Consider the following 21,097-nt stretch of genomic DNA (forward strand, 5'->3'; position numbering starts at 1 on the left):
ATAGTTATTCCAATTGTGATGCCAAATATATAATTGTCTCATTTTCAGTATTTTATAATATTATAATTGCCTTGTGTGTAACGAAACCGTACACTATGCGTACGTTCCTGCACTACGGCCGGAATGTTAAATGCATGTCACAGGCGCTTTTAACTTTGGTAAAGCCATATAATATTATATTTTTGCACAAATTTTAATCCACGATTCATGAGCGTTCTAGTAAATAAAGATTCAAAAGTAATAGTTCAGGGTTTTACAGGTTCTGAAGGTACTTTTCATGCCGGGCAAATGATAGAGTACGGCACAAATGTAGTTGGTGGAGTTACTCCTGGAAAGGGAGGTCAGACCCATCTTGACAAACCGGTATTCAACACCGTAAGAGAGGCTGTTGAAAAAGCAGGTGCTGACGTTTCTATCATATTCGTGCCACCGGCTTTTGCGGCTGATGCTATTATGGAAGCTGCTGATGCAGGTATTAAAGTTATTATTGCCATTACTGAAGGTATTCCGACCAAGGATATGATGATGGCAAAAGAATACATCAAGGATAAAGATGTGGTACTTGTTGGGCCTAACTGTCCGGGTGTTATTACTCCGGGAGAAGCTAAGGTTGGTATCATGCCAGGCTTTGTGTTCAAGTCAGGTAAAATTGGTGTAGTCTCAAAATCGGGTACATTGACTTACGAGGCTGCTGACCAGGTAGTGAAAGCAGGATTGGGTATCTCTACAGCTATTGGTATTGGTGGTGACCCTATCATCGGTACATCTACTAAGCAGGCTGTTGAAATGCTTATGAATGACCCTGATACTGATGCTATCGTAATGATTGGTGAAATCGGTGGTAACTACGAAGCAGAAGCTGCCAGGTGGATTAAAGCGCAAGGTAACCCTAAGCCTGTAGTAGGTTTCATCGCAGGACAAACTGCTCCCAAAGGCAAGAGAATGGGCCACGCCGGTGCTATTATCGGTGGAGCTGATGATACTGCTGCTGCCAAAATGAAGATCATGAGAGAGTGTGGCATTCACGTGGTAGAATCTCCTGCAAACATTGGAGAGACCATGCTAAAAGCACTGAATAAATAGATAACATTATTATAGATCATATAAAAAGCCGGCAATGTCCGGCTTTTTATGTTTTAGGGATTGAAGGTTATTTCTACCAGAGTGCCTGTCCTCTGACAGCACTTTCTACCCCAGTGTTTGTTCTCTGCCAGGCACTTTCTTTACGACACCAAATGTTTGTTGCAGTAGTGGACGGGCAGCAGATGATCTGTCGGGGGACAGATCATGGGAAAGGGGGCATGAGCCAATAGAAAGTGCTTCAAAACGGCCTTATAGGGTCTAATATCAATAGGGGAGGAGCTGCGGAGGCTCCCCACATGCGAATTGATATAAAGGTTTGTTTATTTTGTCCCTACGGGGCAATCTGGTCTAAATGGTTATTCTACAAATATTTTATACCTACGGGATTATTGCAGTAGCAGCCCCTAGAAGTTAATTGCCACCCCAGCCTGTCCCCTGACAGGCTCCTTCTTCTGGCATCAAATTATCTGTTCGCAGTATTGAACGGGTGGCAGATGATCTGGCATGGGACAGATCATGGGGTGAAAATTGAAGTTGTTGTAGTAATAAAATTCCATTTCCGTGTTGGCGAGGGAATTCAGGTCCAAGCTATACTGCAGGGTGAGGTAACACGGGTAATTGTCTCTGTTCGCAGTCATTATCCATCTGCCGGTGCTACTGAACAGTTAAGCTTTCCCAAACTTTCGGAAGTTTAGTAAAGCCGTGTTATAGTCTTGTTGGTTGTTCTCCGTCCCGTTGTATGTCCTATCCCCATGCTTATCCTCTATCCCCGTGCCTGTCCCCTGACAGGTACTTTTTCTTACGGTATCAAATTATCTGCTGCCAGTATTGATGGGCAGCAGATACATGGGGATAATAGAAAGATTATGTGATATTAAAAGCCAGGAATTTTCAGACCTGATCACATCATCAACAAATCTTCTTTTAGCAGGCCTTTCAGGGCTTCATAGCTTACAAACACTTCTGACGGACCTTTAGAGTATGGCGCTATTTCATAACTGTTGTAGTAAAATTTTATGCCTTTTGGAAGCAGGGCGAAATTCTTGTCATTGTAATACTTTCCGTCTTCGAATTGATAACCTTCATCACTCAGATCCTGGCCAGGCTTCAGGTTGTATTTCTGTCTGAATTTCTGTTCGGCAATCTCGTTAAGTCTGGTTTCAAATCCGGGCATGAACAGTGATTCAAAGGTTATTTTATTACCCGTTTCTGCATCAAAGTTTAGGTACTGTAAATAGTAGCTGCCGTGGGCACCTCCTGTATACATATCAGCGGCCAGCTCTATTGATATTACCATGCTGTCATTTCTCAGTACTTTGCCGTCCAGGTAGGCATACCAGCCAAAGGCGTCTCCAAAGGCTTCCTTTATCTCTTTATAGTCACTTATAAACCTGTCGGCAAAGAGTTCCAGGCTTTTATTTTCTGCTGTGTCAGGGAAAACCAGCTCTGTTACACCCTGCTGTATTTCGTGGTTAATTTGGTCAGTAAGCTCAGGGTATTCTTCTGATTTAAATATGGGATAGTCTAAGTTAATACGGGTGCAATATGCGGAAGTATCGGTTTTACAATCACCATATTTTTTTGTGAATGAAGTGAATTCATAATATAACGATGACTTTTCTTCAACTGTATCCTGAGTTGCGGAGGTTTGTTGTTCATTTTTGATTTCACAATTTGTTAAAAAGACAGCCAATGCTAATAGAAGTATCAAATAAGTGGTTTTCATAAATTAGAAAGTTGTATTTATCGGTTTTGCTAAGTAGACTGGGGCTGGTTAATTTGAGCTTTCACTCTTTTTTAATGGAAGATATAAAATAAAAAAGTAAGCCCGAAGACTTACTTGTAAAACCGTGGAATATTCTTTTGGCTTACAAAAGCTCATTGGCCAGGTTAGCCAGTTCCGATCTTTCACCTTTTTCCAGTGTTATGTGTGCATAAAGATCGTGGTTTTTAACCCTGTCAATCAGGTACGAAAGCCCGTTACTTTGAGAGTCAAGGTATGGGGTGTCAATCTGATAGATATCACCTGTAAAAATGATCTTGGTGTTTTCACCTGCCCTTGTAATAATAGTCTTAACCTCATGAGGGGTAAGGTTCTGGGCTTCATCCACAATAAAGCAAATGTTGGACAAGCTCCTTCCTCTGATGTATGCCAGTGGCGTGATTACCAGTTTCTCCAGATTTACCATTTCAGTGAGCTTGGAGTACTCCTTGTCAGATTCATGGTACTGATTTTGAATGAACTTGAGGTTATCCCAAAGCGGCTCCATGTAGGGGTTTAGCTTTGATTTAATATCGCCGGGTAAATAGCCAATGTCCTTATTACTTAGTGGTACAATGGGTCTGGCAAGATAGATCTGCTTAAAGTCGCGCTTCTGTTCAAGTGCTGCGGCCAAGGCTATTAAAGTCTTGCCCGTACCTGCAACTCCCTGCATAGTAACCAGCTTGATGTTTGGGTTAAGAATGGCATGAATGGCAAAAGTCTGTTCCGCATTTCGAGGCTTTATACCATAAGCCGATCTCTTTTCAACATGTTCTATGCGGTCCAGCACCGGGTTATAATAAGATAAAACAGATTTCTTTCCACTCTTTAAAATGTAATAACCGTTTTTGTGGATTTTTCGTGAGCCCAATATATCAGTGGCCTCACAATTTCCTTTTTCGTAAAGCTCATTGATCCTCTCGGGGTTGATCCTTTCATAGACCATTTTACCTGTGAAAAGAGAGTTTACGTTTTTTACTTTTCCGGTATTGTAGTCTTCGGCGGGTAGCCCCAGGGATTTAGCTTTTAGCCGTAGGTTAATATCCTTTGATACCAGTATTACTTTTCTGCCCTTAGCCTCTTGCTGAAGTTGAAGGGCGGAGTTTAATATCCGGTGATCGGCTTTTTCCTCATCGAAAACCTCATTGGCATCAACTTTACTTCTGGCATGCATCAGTACTTTAAAATTACCTTTACCCTTGCCATTAAGAGGATTCCAGTTTTGTAGCATTTGCCCCTGGGCCAACTTGTCGATTAGCCTGATGAACTCCCTTGCTTCAAAGTTTTTGGTGTCATTTCCCTTCTTAAACTGATCGAGTTCTTCGAGAACAGTGATCGGAATGCCAACATCATGTTCGGCAAAGTTCATGATTGAGTTGTGTTCGAAAATGATTACCGAGGTATCCAGAACAAAAATTTTCTTTTCATTTTTCTGCGCTTGAGCCATACACCAAAGAAATTTAGAGAATCATACTAATTAAAAATAGCCAACTTTTATTAACAGAAGAGAAGATCGCTTTTTAAAAGTTTTTAGCTTCTTATAAAGGTATATTTTATCTTATTTTTTCCAATCATTTTAGTGCGAATCTTATATTGCTTTTAAGCTATACAAGTCATCTTTATCACTGGGTTCAATTGACAGGACATTTGCCAGTACAAGCAATATCAGTGTTCTTGAAGCGCTGTAGGTAGTCAGGTGTGCGAGCTTCTTAAATTCATTGAGGGTTATACTTTTGTTCTTGTCCAGGTAGTCAATGAGTATTTTTTCTTTTTCTCCATAATTGAATTTGACACCCTTGTTTTTATTACCTCTTTTTAATATTTCGCGTACCTCTTTGCTGGCTTTTATGCTCTTGTCATCTATTCTCACAAAGGCTTGTCCCCACTTCGTTTCAAAATCTGTAATTACATAGTAAGGTTTTTTTTTGCCCGGAGATACATGGTAAAGCACCACCGCACGCTTTTCAGAAATAGGGACTATTTCCTGCCTTACTTTTAAGGAAGGTTTGCAGTACTTGTTTATAGCCTGATCAAGGGCATAAGCATCATCTTCCGGAAATTTCAGCCCGGGAATAGAGCCGTCGTCATTTACACCTACCAACAAATAGCCCCCTTTTGTATTAGCAAAGGCTACAAGCTCTTTTACTATTTTATCAGGGTGCGCAGCCTTTCTTTTAAACTCTACGGTTTCTGATTCACCTCCGGCTACCAATCTTTTTATATCATTGAATTCCATCCATATTAATATTGATCATCAGGAGAAGAGTCGTCATCATCATCAGGTCCAGACATAGTAAACATGCCACTAAGCAGATCTTTGAATTGCAATCCGCGCGTAAGCTGATGTTTACTTAGCATGCTGTATTCAGCGAGCCCGTGCAGGGCAAATTCCATCAGGAAAAGCCTGGTGCCATTATCAACATCTTTGTGAAAAGTATCTATCAGCTTTTTTAAACCGGGTACTTCGTTTAGCTTCTTTTCATAGTCCTGGTTATTAAAGTCATTCAAAAGGTCCAGGGTATGCTCCTCTCCAAACCAGTCAGTGATCTGTTTGTAGGGGTTTTCTTCCTTTTGCTTTCTTATTTTTTCAGGGTTGGGGAAGAAGTGAATAAACTGGGTTCTGATGGCCTTGCCTACGAGGTTGTTGGCCACTATCCCCGGCCCTTCCTGTTCCCCCTCATATACCAGCTCTACTTTTCCCGTTATGGATGGTATTACCCCATATAAATCAGAGATGCGTACACTGGTTTTCCCACCATTGTACAGCGCACGCCTTTCAGCTCCGCTTACCAGGTTTTCATAGGCTGATATGGTAAGTCTGGCAGATACACCACTTTTAGCGTCTACATACTCACTGTTTCTGGCTTCAAAAGCAATCTGCTCAATAAGATCTTTGGCAATGTCGTTTACCTCCACGGCTTCCTTTTGCTCAGGCTTTATCCGCGCTTCCTGTTCAGTGATCATTCTTGATACCTTCAGGTCCTTAGGGTAATGTGTGATAATCTGGCTGTCGATCCGGTCTTTGAGCGGCGTTACAATACTTCCCCGGTTGGTATAGTCTTCAGGGTTGGCCGTAAATACAAACTGGATGTCGAGAGGCATACGCACTTTGAAGCCTCTGATCTGAATATCACCTTCCTGAAGTATATTGAAAAGTGCTACCTGAATCCTTGCCTGCAGGTCAGGGAGTTCATTGATCACGAATATCCCCCTGTGCGAACGGGGGATGAGTCCGAAATGTATAACCCGCTCATCGGAGTAAGGAAGTTTTAGTGTAGCAGCTTTAATAGGGTCGACATCTCCGATCAGATCGGCAATGGATACATCAGGAGTGGCCAGCTTTTCGGAGTAGCGATCTTCGCGGTGCAGCCAGTCTATCGGCGTATCATCACCCATTTCTGCAATGATATCTCTTCCGTACCTGGAAATAGGGTGGAAGGGATCGTCATTAAGTTCTGAATCCGCAATTATTGGTATGTATTCATCCAGAAGGGTTACCATCATCCTGGCCATCCTGGTTTTTGCCTGACCTCTGAGGCCCAGCAGGTTAATATCGTGCATAGAAAGAATGGCGCGCTCAAGATCGGGGATCACGGTTTCTTCGTAACCCCATATACCTGAGAATACCTTTTCTTTTGCTCTGATTTTTTCAATAAGATTATCCCGCAGCTCCTGTTTTACGGAGCGGCTTCGATACCCGGCGCTTTTTAAGGCTCCAAGTGTTTTAATGTCATTGGGTTGCGTCATTTTATCAGTCGGCTATAACGTGTTAAAATTTCTTTCTTCTGTTCCTTCGGTAGTCTTCAAAAACAAGGTCACCCAACCCTTTAAGGCTGCTGTAATATGCATTACCGTGGTTAACCTGGGTGAACTCTCTCACAAATTGTTTTAAATACGGATCTGAGGCGATCATGAAGGTGGTAACAGGTATTTTTAATTTATGGCATTGTTTGGCAAGGTTCAGGGTTTTATTAATAATCTTAGGATCGAGTCCGAAACTGTTCTTATAATATTTTATTCCCTGCTTCAGACAGGTTGGTTTTCCATCCGTAATCATAAAAATCTGCTTATTGGTATTTTTCCTTCTTCTGAGCAGGTCCATAGAAAGCTCCAGCCCTGCAACTGTGTTGGTGTGATATGGGCCTACCTGCAGGTAAGGCAGGTCTTTGATCTCAATTTGCCAGGCGTCATTACCAAATACAATTATGTCAAGTGTGTCTTTAGGATATTTCTTTGTAATCAGCTCCGCCAGAGCCATGGCCACCTTTTTGGCCGGTGTTATCCGGTCTTCTCCATAGAGGATCATCGAATGGGAAATATCGATCATTAAAACCGTTGAGGTCTGGGTTTTATACTCATTTTCAACAACCTCCAGGTCATGCTCGGTCATCATGAAGTTGTCAAGACCGTGGTTGATCTGAGCATTTCGCAAAGAATCTGTAACGGAAAGCTGCTCAAGGGTATCTCCAAACTGGTACTCACGTTTATCCGTGGTTGTTTCATCTCCTAAACCACCAAAGTTTGTACGGTGGTCTCCTTTTCCTGACTTTTTTAATTTCCCGAAAATTTCTTCCAGTGCACTGGCGCGTATTTTCTGTTCACTTCTTGCCGTAATCTCAAATTTACCGTCAGGAGTCTGGTCACTTATATATCCTTTGTCTTTGAGGTCTTCCAGGAAGTCACCCATTCCGTAACCATCACTTGTCAGGTTGTATTGATTGATAAGATTATTAAGCCAGGCAAGGGCTTCGGAAACATCTCCTGCGGTAATGACAATTAGCTGTAGAAAAATATCCAACAGTTTGTCGAAATCTGATCCGTCTTGTTCCGGATTGGGAATATAATTTGTAAATCGATGTCCTAACATGAGTTGCGGGAAAATAATTAATAAACCTCAGGATTAAAACCAAATTGGTGTCCGTTCTGTTTCAGTACTCATTTTTTATTTAAAATGTCACCCTATTCATATAACGAAGAAAATTAGCTTTGGATACTTTAGCACAGTTTTTGTAAAATTATTTTATACTTGCGAGAGAAGGAATTAACTGACTAAATGGAATTTTATATGAGAAAATGTTTATTACTTATTGTGGTGTCTGGTTTATTGTCTACAGCGTGTTCTACCTTTACATGTCCTACTTATACTAAGGCTCCGGAAAATGAAAAGAAAACGGAAAGAGTTGAGGAGAGGATATAAATTTTCTGCGAGCGTAACTTCTGATGTTTTTTAGATGACTTAAAATAAAAATGTTTTATGCCAGCCTAATTTCAGGCATAAAAAAGCGGCTTCAATATGAATTGAAGCCGCTTTTTTATTTTTTCTCCTGTATTTACTTCCCTTTCAAAGGCATGGTGCGAAATATATAATCCCATAACGGTGATGATACTCCGAATGCTCTTTCCGAATCTTTGTAGTGATGTATACCGTGGTGCACCCACAGGGTTTTAAATATATTTTTTGGCGGCTGATACGCATGAACTATATAGTGAACGAATAAATAACCTGCATAGCCGATCAGGAAACCCGGTAAAAAGCCAAAAACTAAATCACCCATTAAAAGGCGGAACAAGAATAGCAGCAAAGTCGCAATAGTAATACTTACCAGCGGAGGCATAGCCAGCCTGTCTTTGTCCCTTGGGAAATCGTGGTGAACACCGTGAAAGTTGTATTGGATTTTTTCTCTCAGTTTAGTATAGGTTGCCATATGAAATAAATAACGGTGCATAAGGTATTCAACCAATGTGAAAGCCAGCAGTCCTATACAAAATAATGATATGGTAGTGCCTGCAGCAAGGTCTGTGTTAATTACACTCCAGTAAAGCAGCCCTCCGGAATATAATATAAATAATGTAATCGGTATTGATATGTGTGTCCGGGATAACCGTTCTATGATTGGGTTTTTAAATAAAGTGGTAGTTCCCTTGTTGCTTGGTTTATTTTTAGTTGCTGGTTGAGCCATCTTTTTTTAAGATCTAAATTTTAGTCAAAATTAAATTATAGAAATCTTTTTTAATAGAGTTTACAGGGTAATTTATAACTGAGGTTGCTCATTATATCGTCTGAGGCTCATTTTGAGCTTCGAGTATGTCCCTGTAAAAATCTTCATACATCGGCATTATATTAGTAATGTCAAACTCTTTGGCTCTTTCCAGAGCATTATGTTTAAAAGTAGGTAAATTATCGTCTTTTAAAATATGTAAAGCGTTTTTTGTCATATCATCAATATCGCCTACTTTACTTAGAAACCCTGTTTTACCGTTTATGTTCAACTCGGGTAAACCCCCTGCATTGGTTGAGATCACAGGTACTTCACACGCCATAGCTTCAAGGGCGGCTAGGCCAAAGCTTTCTTTTTCTGAAGGCATGATAAAGAGGTCAGCTACAGACAATACTTCTTCCACTGCCTCCAGCTTACCTAAAAATCTGATATCATCGCATGTGCCGAGCTCACGACACAAGGCCTCTATATTGCTTCGTTCAGGACCATCGCCTACCAGCAATAGTTTTGCAGGTATTTGTTGTCTCATTTTGTTGAAAATCCTCACTACATCATCAACTCGTTTTACCTTACGAAAATTAGAGGTATGCACGATTAACTTCTCATTGTTGGGGCATATGGCCCTTTTAAAGTGCTCCTTCTTTTGTTTCTTAAAGCGTTCAAGGTCTATAAAGTTAGGTATCACGGCAATGTCTTTGAGTATTTTGAAGTGCAGGTAGGTGTCTTTTTTCAAATCTTCCGAAACAGCAGTTACACCATCAGAGGCATTGATGCTGAAGGTTACCACCGGTGCATATGACGGGTCTTTGCCTACAAGTGTTATATCCGTGCCGTGAAGTGTAGTGACTATGGGTATATTTATGCCTTCCGTTTTTAATATCTGCTTGGCCATATAGGCTGCCGAGGCATGCGGTATGGCATAGTGCACATGAAGTAAATCGAGTTTTTCATATTTTACTACATCTACCATTTTACTGGCGAGTGCCAATTCATATGGCGGGTATTCAAAAAGCGGGTAAGACCGGATGTCTACTTCGTGGTAAAAAAGGTTCTCATTAAAAAAATCAAGCCTTGTAGGCTGAGAATATGTTATGAAGTGGATCTTATGACCCGCCTTGGCCAAAGCTTTTCCCAACTCTGTGGCCACCACACCGCTACCCCCGAAAGTAGGGTAGCATACGATTCCTATTTTCATCTGTTTTTGGTTTTAATATGAATCAAATCGCTGCTCATAGCTCCATATTGACTCGTAAATCACATCCTGTATCCTTGTACGAATATTGTTTTTGATTAGTTTGGAATTATTTGCGTCAGGGTGAATTCTGTTAGACAAGAAAACAAAAATCAGGTTGAACTCGGGATCCGCCCAGACTGCCGTGCCGGTAAAACCGGTATGACCAAAGGTTTTTGGAGAAGAGAATTCAGATGTAGGGCCATTCCAATCGCCCACAGCGGGTTTGTCCCACCCAATCCCTCTTCTGTTAGTTTCATATTGCTTTTGCGTAAATCTTTCAATAGTTCCCGGCTGAAAAAACCTTACGCCTCCATATGTGCCATCCTGAAGGTGCATTTGCATCATCTTCGCCAGATCAATGGCACTGCTGAACAGCCCGGCATGACCTGCAACCCCACCACATAGTGCAGCACCCTGATCATGAACCATTCCATATACCAGAGTGTTGCGAAAATAATCATCTCTTTCTGTTGGAGCTATACGAGAAAGGGGGAAATTACACAAAGGCAAATAACTTAAGGTGGTTAGGCCCATAGGGTCGTAGAAGTTTTGTTGTAAAAACTCATTCATGGGCTGATTTATCATTTTTTCAATCATCTTTTTGAGCAGATAGTAGCCCATATCGCTGTACTTATAGTCATAAGGGCGCTTGTTTATTTTATCTCTCAGTTTTGAGTTTTTTACCCATTGCCATACACTGTCCTGCATGGCTTCCGTCGTAAATAAACCTTCAGATACCTGGTAATTAAAGCCTGATTCTGGATAACCTTTGTATAGCCCGCCGGCTAAGAATGAATCTTCCAGGGTTCTTTTCCAGAAGGGGAGGTAGGGCCACAGACCAGCCTGGTGGGTCAGTATATCTCTTATGATCATGTGTTCCTTATTCGTGCCGCGCAACTCAGGAAGGTACACAGATATTTTTTTGTCCAGATCTATAACTCCTCTTTCTTCTAAAAACATAACAGCCTGCATGGTGGAGAGTACCTTCGTAATAGAGGCTATATCATAAATGGTATAATCGTCTACCGGCTTAATACTGTCGTAGGTGTAATAGCCATATGACTTATCAAACACTATTTTCCCATTTCTTACTACCATTACCTGGCATCCCGGCGTGGCCTTGTCTGTGATGGCTTCGTGAGCAATATCATCTATTTTTTGTAGTACCCGGCTATCCATCGATGCTCCTTCCGGTGTTGAAAAGGTGAGTCTGCTCAACGATGGGGTATCTGCACCCTGGCCAAAATTTATATTTTTAGAAATGTTTACCGGGATTCGTCCGTTGGTAGCTATGCCGCCAAAAATAGCTGAAGGGACTAGTTTTTGAGTATGTTCACTATTATCAAAAGCACAGATAAGATGGTCAAATCTGTCGAGTCCCTTCAGGTTATACGGGCTGTCAAAAAGGGAAAATATAAGTTTTGTTTCATTATTGAGCCTGTCAAAAAGTTGCAACATCTCCTGGGTTACACCATTGATACCCTGGGTTTTGTCAAGGTCAAAAAGTCCTACTACTACTACATCATAATTTCTGAGCTGCCTGTACAGTAGATCATTATCTCCTCCTTCTTTTACATAATGACTAAAGAAAGCATACTTATCCAGGTATTTAGTAAACTCACCAGAAGGGCCTATACTGAGAGAAGCAAAGGTTTTGTTATCAAGCGTGCTGATAGGCAGCAGGCTGTCAGGATTGTTTAGTACGGTTATAGATTTTTCTACCAGCTTATGTTTAAGAAGCTCCGTTCCGGGCCTGTTTAATTTGAGGTTAATGTTTTCATTGTTTAAACTATCCCATTGGTTGAGTCCCGCTTTGAACTTAGCCCTTAAAATCCTTTTTACACTTTCTTCGAATTGCTGCTTATTGATTTTTTTCTTTAAGAGGTTCTTTTTGATCAGCTTTATGGCTTCCGGTACATTTTCGGAGAAGAGCAGTATATCATTGCCAGCCTGCAAAGCCAACAGCTCGGCTTCTCCGTTACTATAATGGTCAGAAACGGCCTTCATATTCAATGCATCTGTTATGATCAGCCCCTCATACTTCAGCTCCTTTCTGAGTATGTCGTGGATCACTTTTGGAGATAAGGTAGCTGGGGTGTTTTTTTTGCTATCAATGGCTGGTATCTGTACGTGGGCAGTCATTATTGCTGAAGTACCTGCATAAATGAGTTTTTTGAACGGGTATAGCTCCAGCGTATCAAGTCTTTTTTTGTTATGGTCAATCAGCGGGAGAGTCAGGTGAGAGTCCTGTCGGGTGTCACCGTGTCCGGGAAAGTGTTTGGCGCAGGAGAGCACACCATTTTCCTGAAGGCCTTTCATGTAGGCGATGGCTTTGCTGGTAACTTGTTTTTTATTGCTGCCGAAAGACCGTACACCTATGACAAGATTTTCCGGATTAGTATTGATATCAGCTACGGGAGCAAAATTCATATGTACGCCGAGTATTTTCATTTCACGTGCTATTTCAGCACCCATGGCGTATACCAGGCTATCATTTTCAATGGCACCAAGTGCCATCTGCTTAGGGAAATTAATAGTACTGTCGAGGCGCATGCCGGCTCCCCACTCCATGTCCATAGCAATAAGTAAAGGTACAGAGGAAGAGGTCTGGAACCTGTTCGTGAGGTCTATCTGACGGGTAGGGCTACCCTGCATAAATATAAGCCCTCCAATATGGTTTTTTTCAATTTGGCGCTCTACGATCTGAAAGTGTTTTTCATTGCCTCCGGAGTATACAGGCATCATGAAAAGTTGCCCGATCCTCTGTTCGAGATCCAATACGTTAAATACACTATCAACCCACCTTTCCTGCTCCTGGTTTTGTGAAAATGAGTATGTTATAGTCGAAAAAATGAATAAAGTGGCGCTAAAAACTTTTTTAATCATGCAGCCGTTACCTTTATGATACCAACGAATAAAAAATTAATTTTGTGCCCTACTAAGATAAAAAAATAAACCACAAACGTGTGCCCATTCTGTAATATCGGGTTATGGTTTAAAAACAAAACATCAAGATGAAAATTCCCTCATTTTTTAAAACACCCAGAAATCAAAAATTTAATATAGCGCCACGATATTATGATCCGGTAAAAGAAGAAATTGAACAGAGGACTTCAAGGATCAAAAAGGAATTGATGCTGGAGAATGGGGAGGATGTGTCCGATGAAAACTTCTATAATTCACGAATTGTTGGTTCTTTTAGGCATGGCCGAAGTAAGACAAAAAGCACGGCTGGGTTAACGCAGGCCATAATTATCATGCTGCTTGTTGGTGGAGGCGCAGGGTATTTGTATTTCGGAAATCTGGCATTGTATATCTTTCTTCTGGTTTCTTCCGTATTATTGTATCTTAAAGTAAAACACATCATATAAGTCAAAGCCGTACATGCCAGATATTATCCGTTTACTTCCTGATTCCTTAGCAAACCAGATCGCGGCGGGTGAGGTAGTACAACGTCCGGCATCTGCCATTAAGGAACTTTTAGAAAACTCAATTGATGCAGGTGCTACTGATATTAAAGTCATTATAAAAGAAGCCGGTAAAACACTCATGCAGGTTATGGACAACGGGAAGGGGATGTCCGAAACTGATGCGAGAATGAGTCTGGAGCGCCATGCTACATCAAAAATAAGCAAGACAGAAGATCTTTTTTCCATCAGAACGATGGGTTTCAGGGGAGAGGCACTGGCGTCTATGGCCGCAGTCTCACAGTTGGAGATCAAAACCCGCCAGCCTGACGCTGAGTTGGGCACTTTGCTTTATGTAGAAGCGTCAGAAGTGAAAAAACAAGAACCGGCAGCATGTGAGCAGGGAACTTCAATTTGTATAAAAAACTTATTTTACAACGTACCTGCCCGCAGGAATTTCCTGAAGTCCAACGGTGTGGAGATGAAGCACATCACCGATGAGTTTCAGAGGGTAGCATTGGCCAACCCCGAAGTAAGCTTTTCGCTTTACCAGAATGACCTGGAAGCCTACAATTTACCTGCAGGTAAACTCAGCCAACGGATTGTTAATCTTTTCGGGAAAAATTATAAGGAGCAGCTAGCCTCTTGTCATGAGGAAGCTGCCGAAATATCTATCCATGGCTACATCGGCAAGCCAGAGTTTGCCAAAAAGACCAGGGGTGAGCAGTTTTTCTTTGTCAATAAGCGATTTGTAAGGAGCAATTACCTTAACCATGCCGTAATGAATGCCTTTGAAGGGTTACTTGCAGAGGGAAGCTATCCTTTTTATGTGCTTTTTATAGATATAGACCCTATTCATGTTGATGTGAACGTACACCCTACCAAGACAGAGATAAAGTTTGATGATGAACGTACAGTGTATGCCATCGTAAGAGCTGCTGCAAAGCAGGCTCTGGCGACACATAACATAACACCGGCCCTTGATTTTTCTGCAGATATCAATCTTGGCTCAAAAATGGACTTTAGGCGTGAAACCATTAAGGATAAGAATTATAGCCAATTTAAAAGTGCTGGCAGCAATAACCCCCAAAAATCGAATCAGGAGCACTGGGAAAAACTGTTTCATGAACATCCCGGCAAAGGAAGCCTGACAAGCGATGTAGAGCGTGAGGATCCGGAGGGTAGTATGACGCTGACCTTTGAAAGCAACCTCAATACAAAAAGTGAAAGTGAGGTAATGTCAACGGATCATAAAAAGTCAATTTTCCAACTTCACCAAAGGTATATTATTACACAGGTGAAGTCAGGAATGATGATTGTTGACCAACAGGCAGCACACGAACGAATACTATTTGAAAAATATATGGGTTGCCTGAGAAGCAGCAAAGGGGCCTCGCAGCAAACTTTATTTCCCCAGACACTTTCGCTAAACCCTGGCGACCACTCACTCGTAATGGAAATGGAAGAGGAGCTGAAAGCTTTAGGCTTTTTGGTCGAACCTTTTGGTAAAAATGATATTATTATAAAAGGAATGCCTGCCGAAATAGGGACGGTCAATGAGAAAGAGGTATTTGAAGGGCTCATAGAGCAGTTTAAAAGAAATAAATCGGAACTATCTATCCCAAGAAAGGAAAATCTTGCGAGGGCTTTGGCAAAACGTACTGCTCTAAAACATGGATTAAGACTAAGCGAAGAGGAGATGTCAGGTTTGATTGACCAGCTGTTTGCCTGCGACAGTCCCAACTATGCACCTAATGGTCAGGTGACTTTTTATATTTTGGAATTGAATAAAATAGACAACTTTTTTAATAAGTAACTATGTTAAGATTAACTCCGGTAGTTAAAAATCTGCTGATTATCAATATTGTGGTGTTTATACTGCAATATGTGTTACGGGGTATGGATTTTACCGGCCTGATATCACTATGGATCATTGAATCTGACAACTTTAAGCCATATCAATATTTTACCTACATGTTTGCTCATGGAGGGTTTGGGCATATCCTGTTCAATATGCTGGGATTAGTCTTTCTTGGGCCGCTGTTAGAGCAGTTCTGGGGACCAAAAAGATTCCTGATCTTTTATATGGTCACTGGTATTGGTGCAGGTGTACTATATAGTGGCATCGAATATTGGAGAACCAGCCAGCTGGAAAGTGATGTTACTTCTTATGTTATTGAACCAACTCCGGATCATTTCTCAAGATTTGCAGATGAACATGATCAATATTTCAACAGCAAAGTGTATGACTTCGCCAATGATTTTTCGAAGAACCCGGAAGATCCTTACTACATCAATCAAAGTAAAGAAATTGTTAAGGGAACCTATCAGAGTTTGCTCAATGGAAGCAGCATGCTAGGGGCATCTGGAGCTATATATGGAATATTAATGGCTTTTGGGCTCCTTTTTCCTAATACACAGCTTATGCTGCTTATACCTCCGATTCCGATTAAAGCAAAATATTTAGTATTGATTTTAGGAGGTATAGCATTATATTCGGGTTTAAATAGAGAGAGTGGTGATAATGTAGCCCATTTTGCTCACCTGGGGGGTATGATATTCGCCTTTATTATGATCAAGATCTGGCAGCAAAGCCGCGATAAATTTTATTAGTAGTTATGAATGGTGGTGGATTTTTAAGCGATTTTAAGAATGCCTTTAGCAGGCCAAACAGTGCTCATACGCAACTGATTATCATCAATGTGGTAGTTTTTCTGTTTTTGGCGGTACTTAATGTATTCTCCTCGATACTGGATTTTGAAGGGGTATTTGCTTTCGTATACAATCAATTTAGCATACCACCTGTTTTTTCAGAGTTTATAACCAGGCCCTGGACAATCATTACTTATTCTTTTTCGCACAGTTTAAGCGGCATATTTCACATCTTGTTTAATATGCTGGTATTCTACTGGTTTGCGAGGCTGATCATAGAGTATCTTGGGAGTGACAAAGTAATAAGTTTGTATGTATTGGGGGCGCTGGCTGGTGGTGTGGCCTACCTGCTTGTATATAATCTGGTGCCTTTCTATGCCAATCAGGCGCATATGTTGAGTGGTATGGTAGGGGCGTCAGCAGCAGTATATGCGGTGGTGGTTGCAGCCGCTACATTAATACCCAACTACACGTTTTTCCTGTTGTTTCTTGGACCGGTCAGGATAAAGTATATTGCAGCATTCTATATTGTATTGTCGTTTTTGGGTTCGGTAGGCACTAATGCAGGAGGTAATATTGCTCACCTTGGAGGCGCGCTGATAGGATATATATTTATCAAGCAATTACAAAAAGGTAATGACTGGGGTGCATGGGTGCTTGCTGTTATCAGGTTTTTCAAGAGCTTTTTTGTAAGACAACCCAATATAAAAGTCAGCTACAAAAAGGGGCCATCTTCCAAGTCAAAGTCAGGCTCTTCATCATCGCGCCAGTCATCATCAAAGGCATCGCAGGATGAAATAGATGAAATACTCGACAAGATATCTGAACGGGGATATGAAAGCTTAACCAAGGAGGAAAAGCAGAAGCTTTTTAACGCCAGTAAGAAATAGTTTTTGGACTGAAGTTTGACCCGGTATTAAAAATACCATTACATTAAGGACCGTCCTGCCGATGACGGCAGGAGGGAGTGATCTCTGAAGAGTACAGATATTAATTTTGGAATCCGAATACTGAGATTACTCCCACCGTTCACTGAACACTGAAACTCCCAAAGTGCTACTGCTTTTTGCCGATTGCTGACTAGACTATTAACTCTTATTAGCCAATTGTCCGCAGGCTGCGTCGATGTCCTTACCACGACTTCTTCTGACTTTGGCTACAATGCCGGCGGCTTCAAGCTTGCTTACGTATAAGTTTAGCGCATCTTCTGAGGCTTGCTGAAATTCACCATCGTCGATGGGGTTGTATTCGATCAGGTTTACTTTAGAAGGGATAATCTTGCAGAACTTTACAAGCGCATCCACATCTTTTTCCTTGTCGTTGATACCTCTCCATACTACATACTCATAAGTCACCTTGCTTTTGGTTTTGTAGTACCAGTATTTGAGTGCATCACCAAGCTCTTCAAGTGGACTTTTTTCATTGATAGGCATTACTGCTGAGCGTGTATCATTGATTGCAGAGTGCAGGGAGACGGCAAGATTGAACTTTACCTCATCATCAGCGAGTTTTTTGATCATTTTAGGTATGCCCACGGTGGATAAAGTTATCCGTCTGGGGGACATTCCCAGTCCTTCTGGTTTGGTGATCTTTTCGATGGATTCGATGACGTTGGCATAGTTCAAAAGCGGCTCGCCCATGCCCATAAACACAATATTGGTCAGCGGTCTGTTGAAAAACTGTTCGCTTTGGTCTTTGATTGCTACTACCTGATCGTATATTTCGTCGGCATTCAGGTTACGCATGCGTTTTAGCCTTGCGGTTGCGCAGAAATTACAGTCGAGGCTGCAACCTACCTGTGATGAAATACAAGCAGTAATCCTCTTTTCTGTAGGGATCAATACTGACTCTACGATCATGCCATCGTAAAGCTTTACGGCATTTTTGATGGTACCATCGCCACTGCGCTGCATCTGGTCAACCGCAATATGGTTGATCGTAAATTCTGATTTTAATTTCTCTCTGGTCGACAGCGATATATTGGTCATCTGATCAAAATCTTTGGCAGACTTTTTCCATAGCCACTCGTATACCTGTCTGGCTCTGAAAGCTTTATCTCCGATTTGTACGAAGTATTCCGTTAGCTGTTCCAGGCTAAGTTGCCGAATATCTCTTTTCTCCGCTTGCTCTATCATAAATGCAAAGATAAGTAAAATGTGACTGACACTGACAAAAGATCATGCCTGCAGGGCGTTTAGCAATGCCTCTGGAATGGTTGCTATTTTCCGTTGCTTGTAGTCCATGCAAACTATCCCGGTTTTTCCTACGGCCACTTGTCTACCTGTTTGTTTATTTTTAATACCGTAATACATATCGAAGCCATATTTGCTAAAGTCGTCAGTAGCGACTTCAATAGTTAAGCTATCTCCAAAAAATGACTCTGACTTATAAACTATGGCTACATCGCTTACAATTATCCCAACATGGTTATCCAGAGTAAGCTCATCTTTATAACCCATCGATCTCAAAAAACGGAACCGTGCTTCATGCATCAGAGTCAGGATACTGTCATTGCCTACATGTCCGCCATAGTTTAAGTCATTTACCCTGATGGAAAGTTCCGTTGTGAACAGCACCTTATCAGGAAAGTTAAGTTTGATCCTTGCCATATGCATTGTTTTGATGTGCTGCGAAGATAGATCGGGAACAACACTCCACAAAAGTGTTGATTTGATTTTATGAAAATAGCCTGAAAGCATGTAACATGGCTAATTAAGGTTGCAGGAATAGTCCTTGCAGTAATGTTAGGGAGAGTAGAGGAATTTGTAAACTATAAACTTTAAATATTTATTGCTATGAGACATTTTAACATAATGGCTACTATTTTGGCAATGGTTATGTTGTCATTTGTTGTTAGAGCCCAGGATCCTCACATAGAGGTTACGCCTAGCCCCTTGGAGGTACATGGTGACAGTGTAAAATTCACCGCAACCATCACCATGCCTAAGGATAAGGTGTTTAAGAATGAAGGTACTTTTATCATCCGGCCAGAGTTGGGTGGCACCCAGTTTGAGCCAATTAAAATTTCAACAAATGATCTTGGTACTGATCCTAATAAGAACGGATTTACAGTTACTGTAAATGGAAGCGTCTATTTTGTGGAGGATATGATAGGTAATGATCTTGAGATCGAAAGTGAGTATGCGTACAAGCAAGGTAAAAAAGAGAAAGAATTCAGCGATGTAGATGAACTGGGAAAATGCTGCATAACTACCGGAACGCTGTTTTCTACCAACGGGCAGTATGAATACATGAAATTTGACTATACACCTGCCAGATCTACCCCACGAAAAGTTGTAGCGCAAATTAATTTTCCTATTGATGTGGCAAAATTCCCTGAGGATCAATCGCGGGATCAGATCAATGTAATTGGTGAATACCTTAAAGCAAACCCGGAGGCACAGATTACGATCAGGGGTTTTGCATCACCTGAGGGGCCTGTAGATAATAACAGGAGGCTTGCCGAAGAGCGATCAGTAGTTGCTAAAGACTGGCTGGTAAGTGCTTTGAAGAGTGAGGGCTATGGACAATATATAAACCCACAATCTATTGAGGTTGAGTCTACCACGGAAGACTGGAAAGGCCTGATACAACTGGTAAGACAGTCAGATGTTGATCAGAAGAAGAAAACAGAGATACTCAATATCGTTTCCACAACACAATCTTTAAAGGATGCCGAAGACAAACTCTACAAAACCATAGGTAATTATGATGATGTAGAGAAATTTATGCGTCCGCTCAGGCGGGCAACCATAGTGGTAGCTTCGGAAAATGCTACAAGGCAAGGTTACAGCGCCGCACAGATCGACTCAGTCACCAACAAAGTAAATAAAGGAGAAATACCGCACTCTTCGCTAAAAGATATATTTAATCAGGAAGAGTATCTACAGGCTTATGTACAAAACGATGCCGAGCAGGGCAAACTAACGCTTCTGACTAGCTACATGACAGTTTACCCTTCCGATACACGTGTATATAGTGACCTCGGTGCCTTAACTGCGGTTGATTTACATAAAATTGACATTATAGGTGGTGATGATGCACTGGCCGGTGTTGGCTTTGACAGGGACAAAGTAGATGTGGATACTGAATTTGATATGGACGAAGACAAATTCAAGTTTAAATATAAATTCAAGGAAGAGGATACCACGGATCCTGAAAAAGTTAAGGTTAAAGTTAAGATGAAGGATATTGAAGAAAAACTAAAAGAAACTGAAGGTATCCTGACCCGGGCTTATGAAGCAGAGCCAACTAATTTTGTTACGCAAAATAACCTTGGTGCATTTTATCTGACTACTGGTGAATATCATAAAGCGAAAGAATACCTTACACAATCGGCCAAAATACAGGATAGTGAAGGTGTCAATTATAACCTTGGCGTGTACCATGCCCGAATGGGTAACTACGAAAAAGCCGCTGAGTATCTGAACAAAGTGAAGAATGTCGAAGGCGTAGAGTACAACCGAGGACTGGCAAGGCTGATGACCGGAGACAATGAAGGTGCCCTGAAAGATTTCCAGGATTATGCAAAGGCCAATACGGAGTATGCTATTGCCCATTATCTGACAGCAGTAGCTGCTGCGAGAACAAACAGTGAGCAGACGATGTACAAAGAACTTGAACATGCCATAAACAGGGACAGAAGATTGGCCGATGTTGCCGAAGAGGATCTTGAGTTCAGAATGTATTGGGACCATGACGAGTTTGAGGATGCCGCTGACGACGACTTTACACAGTTAGCCGAGGACGAATCAGATAATGACCAGTAAATAAAGTAATAGTGTAGTATTAGGCTGATCAGAAAATATCAGACTAATTAAGTCACACCGGGCGTTGAGAGTGTTTGGAATTAAGTGAAGACACCACGTCCGTGTGACTTATTTTTTTGATATACAGAAGTGCTCTTGTTAATTTTTATATGGGGGATACTTTTCAGGTTACAGGCTTTTGAGTTAATTTA

At 41.3% G+C, this 21,097-nt stretch carries 16 protein-coding genes; 6 read left to right on the top strand and 10 right to left on the bottom strand.

The window, feature by feature from the left end:
- Window positions 1-207: 207 nt before the first annotated feature.
- Complete coding sequence (gene sucD, locus LVD17_RS14180; protein WP_233767748.1) at window positions 208-1,083, top strand: succinate--CoA ligase subunit alpha; 876 nt, start codon at window positions 208-210, stop codon at window positions 1,081-1,083.
- Window positions 1,084-1,984: 901 nt separating this feature from the next.
- Here sucD and LVD17_RS14185 read toward each other — a convergent pair.
- The 8 genes from LVD17_RS14185 to LVD17_RS14220 form a co-directional block, all read right to left on the bottom strand.
- Entirely contained in the window at window positions 1,985-2,809 is an 825-nt protein-coding gene (locus tag LVD17_RS14185) for a DUF3298 and DUF4163 domain-containing protein (protein WP_233767750.1), read from the bottom strand.
- 142 nt (window positions 2,810-2,951) lie between these two features.
- The gene (locus LVD17_RS14190) at window positions 2,952-4,292 is read right to left on the bottom strand and encodes a PhoH family protein (RefSeq protein WP_233767752.1); all 1,341 of its coding nucleotides are present in this window, start codon (window positions 4,290-4,292) and stop codon (window positions 2,952-2,954) included.
- Window positions 4,293-4,433: 141 nt separating this feature from the next.
- A complete protein-coding gene (locus tag LVD17_RS14195) occupies window positions 4,434-5,081 on the bottom strand; it encodes an AlbA family DNA-binding domain-containing protein (protein WP_233767753.1) in 648 nt (215 codons plus the stop codon).
- A 5-nt stretch (window positions 5,082-5,086) separates the two neighbouring features.
- Window positions 5,087-6,592, bottom strand: coding sequence for a sigma 54-interacting transcriptional regulator (locus LVD17_RS14200; RefSeq protein ID WP_233767755.1), 1,506 nt, complete (start codon window positions 6,590-6,592; stop codon window positions 5,087-5,089).
- 22 nt (window positions 6,593-6,614) lie between these two features.
- Entirely contained in the window at window positions 6,615-7,712 is a 1,098-nt protein-coding gene (locus LVD17_RS14205) for a vWA domain-containing protein (RefSeq protein WP_233767757.1), read from the bottom strand.
- A 463-nt stretch (window positions 7,713-8,175) separates the two neighbouring features.
- A complete protein-coding gene (locus LVD17_RS14210; protein WP_233767759.1) occupies window positions 8,176-8,805 on the bottom strand; it encodes a sterol desaturase family protein in 630 nt (209 codons plus the stop codon).
- Window positions 8,806-8,896: 91 nt separating this feature from the next.
- The gene (bshA, locus tag LVD17_RS14215) at window positions 8,897-10,039 is read right to left on the bottom strand and encodes an N-acetyl-alpha-D-glucosaminyl L-malate synthase BshA (protein WP_233767761.1); all 1,143 of its coding nucleotides are present in this window, start codon (window positions 10,037-10,039) and stop codon (window positions 8,897-8,899) included.
- Between the two features lie 12 nt (window positions 10,040-10,051).
- Window positions 10,052-12,964 carry a serine hydrolase domain-containing protein gene (locus LVD17_RS14220; protein ID WP_233767762.1) on the bottom strand — a complete coding sequence of 971 codons (2,913 nt, stop codon included), beginning with the start codon at window positions 12,962-12,964 and terminating at the stop codon, window positions 10,052-10,054.
- Window positions 12,965-13,092: 128 nt separating this feature from the next.
- On the opposite strand from LVD17_RS14220, the gene LVD17_RS14225 reads away from it, so the two are divergent.
- The 4 genes from LVD17_RS14225 to LVD17_RS14240 are packed head-to-tail and all read left to right on the top strand — an operon-like array spanning window position 13,093 to window position 17,027.
- Entirely contained in the window at window positions 13,093-13,449 is a 357-nt protein-coding gene (locus tag LVD17_RS14225) for a hypothetical protein (protein WP_233767764.1), read from the top strand.
- A gap of 13 nt (window positions 13,450-13,462) precedes the next feature.
- Window positions 13,463-15,301, top strand: coding sequence for a DNA mismatch repair endonuclease MutL (mutL, locus tag LVD17_RS14230; RefSeq protein WP_233767766.1), 1,839 nt, complete (start codon window positions 13,463-13,465; stop codon window positions 15,299-15,301).
- Window positions 15,302-15,303: 2 nt separating this feature from the next.
- Window positions 15,304-16,098 (top strand): rhomboid family intramembrane serine protease, encoded by a 795-nt coding sequence (locus LVD17_RS14235; protein WP_233767768.1) that lies wholly within the window; start codon window positions 15,304-15,306, stop codon window positions 16,096-16,098.
- Between the two features lie 5 nt (window positions 16,099-16,103).
- Complete coding sequence (locus tag LVD17_RS14240; RefSeq protein WP_233767769.1) at window positions 16,104-17,027, top strand: rhomboid family intramembrane serine protease; 924 nt, start codon at window positions 16,104-16,106, stop codon at window positions 17,025-17,027.
- A 198-nt stretch (window positions 17,028-17,225) separates the two neighbouring features.
- Here the strand turns inward: LVD17_RS14240 and rlmN are convergent, their stop codons facing one another.
- Both rlmN and LVD17_RS14250 read right to left on the bottom strand, forming a co-directional pair.
- Entirely contained in the window at window positions 17,226-18,272 is a 1,047-nt protein-coding gene (rlmN, locus tag LVD17_RS14245) for a dual-specificity RNA methyltransferase RlmN (protein ID WP_370688825.1), read from the bottom strand.
- A 42-nt stretch (window positions 18,273-18,314) separates the two neighbouring features.
- The gene (locus tag LVD17_RS14250) at window positions 18,315-18,746 is read right to left on the bottom strand and encodes an acyl-CoA thioesterase (RefSeq protein ID WP_233767771.1); all 432 of its coding nucleotides are present in this window, start codon (window positions 18,744-18,746) and stop codon (window positions 18,315-18,317) included.
- A gap of 186 nt (window positions 18,747-18,932) precedes the next feature.
- On the opposite strand from LVD17_RS14250, the gene LVD17_RS14255 reads away from it, so the two are divergent.
- On the top strand, window positions 18,933-20,906 hold the full coding sequence (locus LVD17_RS14255) for a hypothetical protein (protein WP_233767773.1): 1,974 nt from the start codon (window positions 18,933-18,935) through the stop codon (window positions 20,904-20,906).
- The last annotated feature ends 191 nt before the right edge of the window (window positions 20,907-21,097 follow it).

The sequence above is a fragment of the Fulvivirga ulvae genome (assembly GCF_021389975.1).
In the GTDB taxonomy this organism is placed as follows: domain Bacteria; phylum Bacteroidota; class Bacteroidia; order Cytophagales; family Cyclobacteriaceae; genus Fulvivirga; species Fulvivirga ulvae.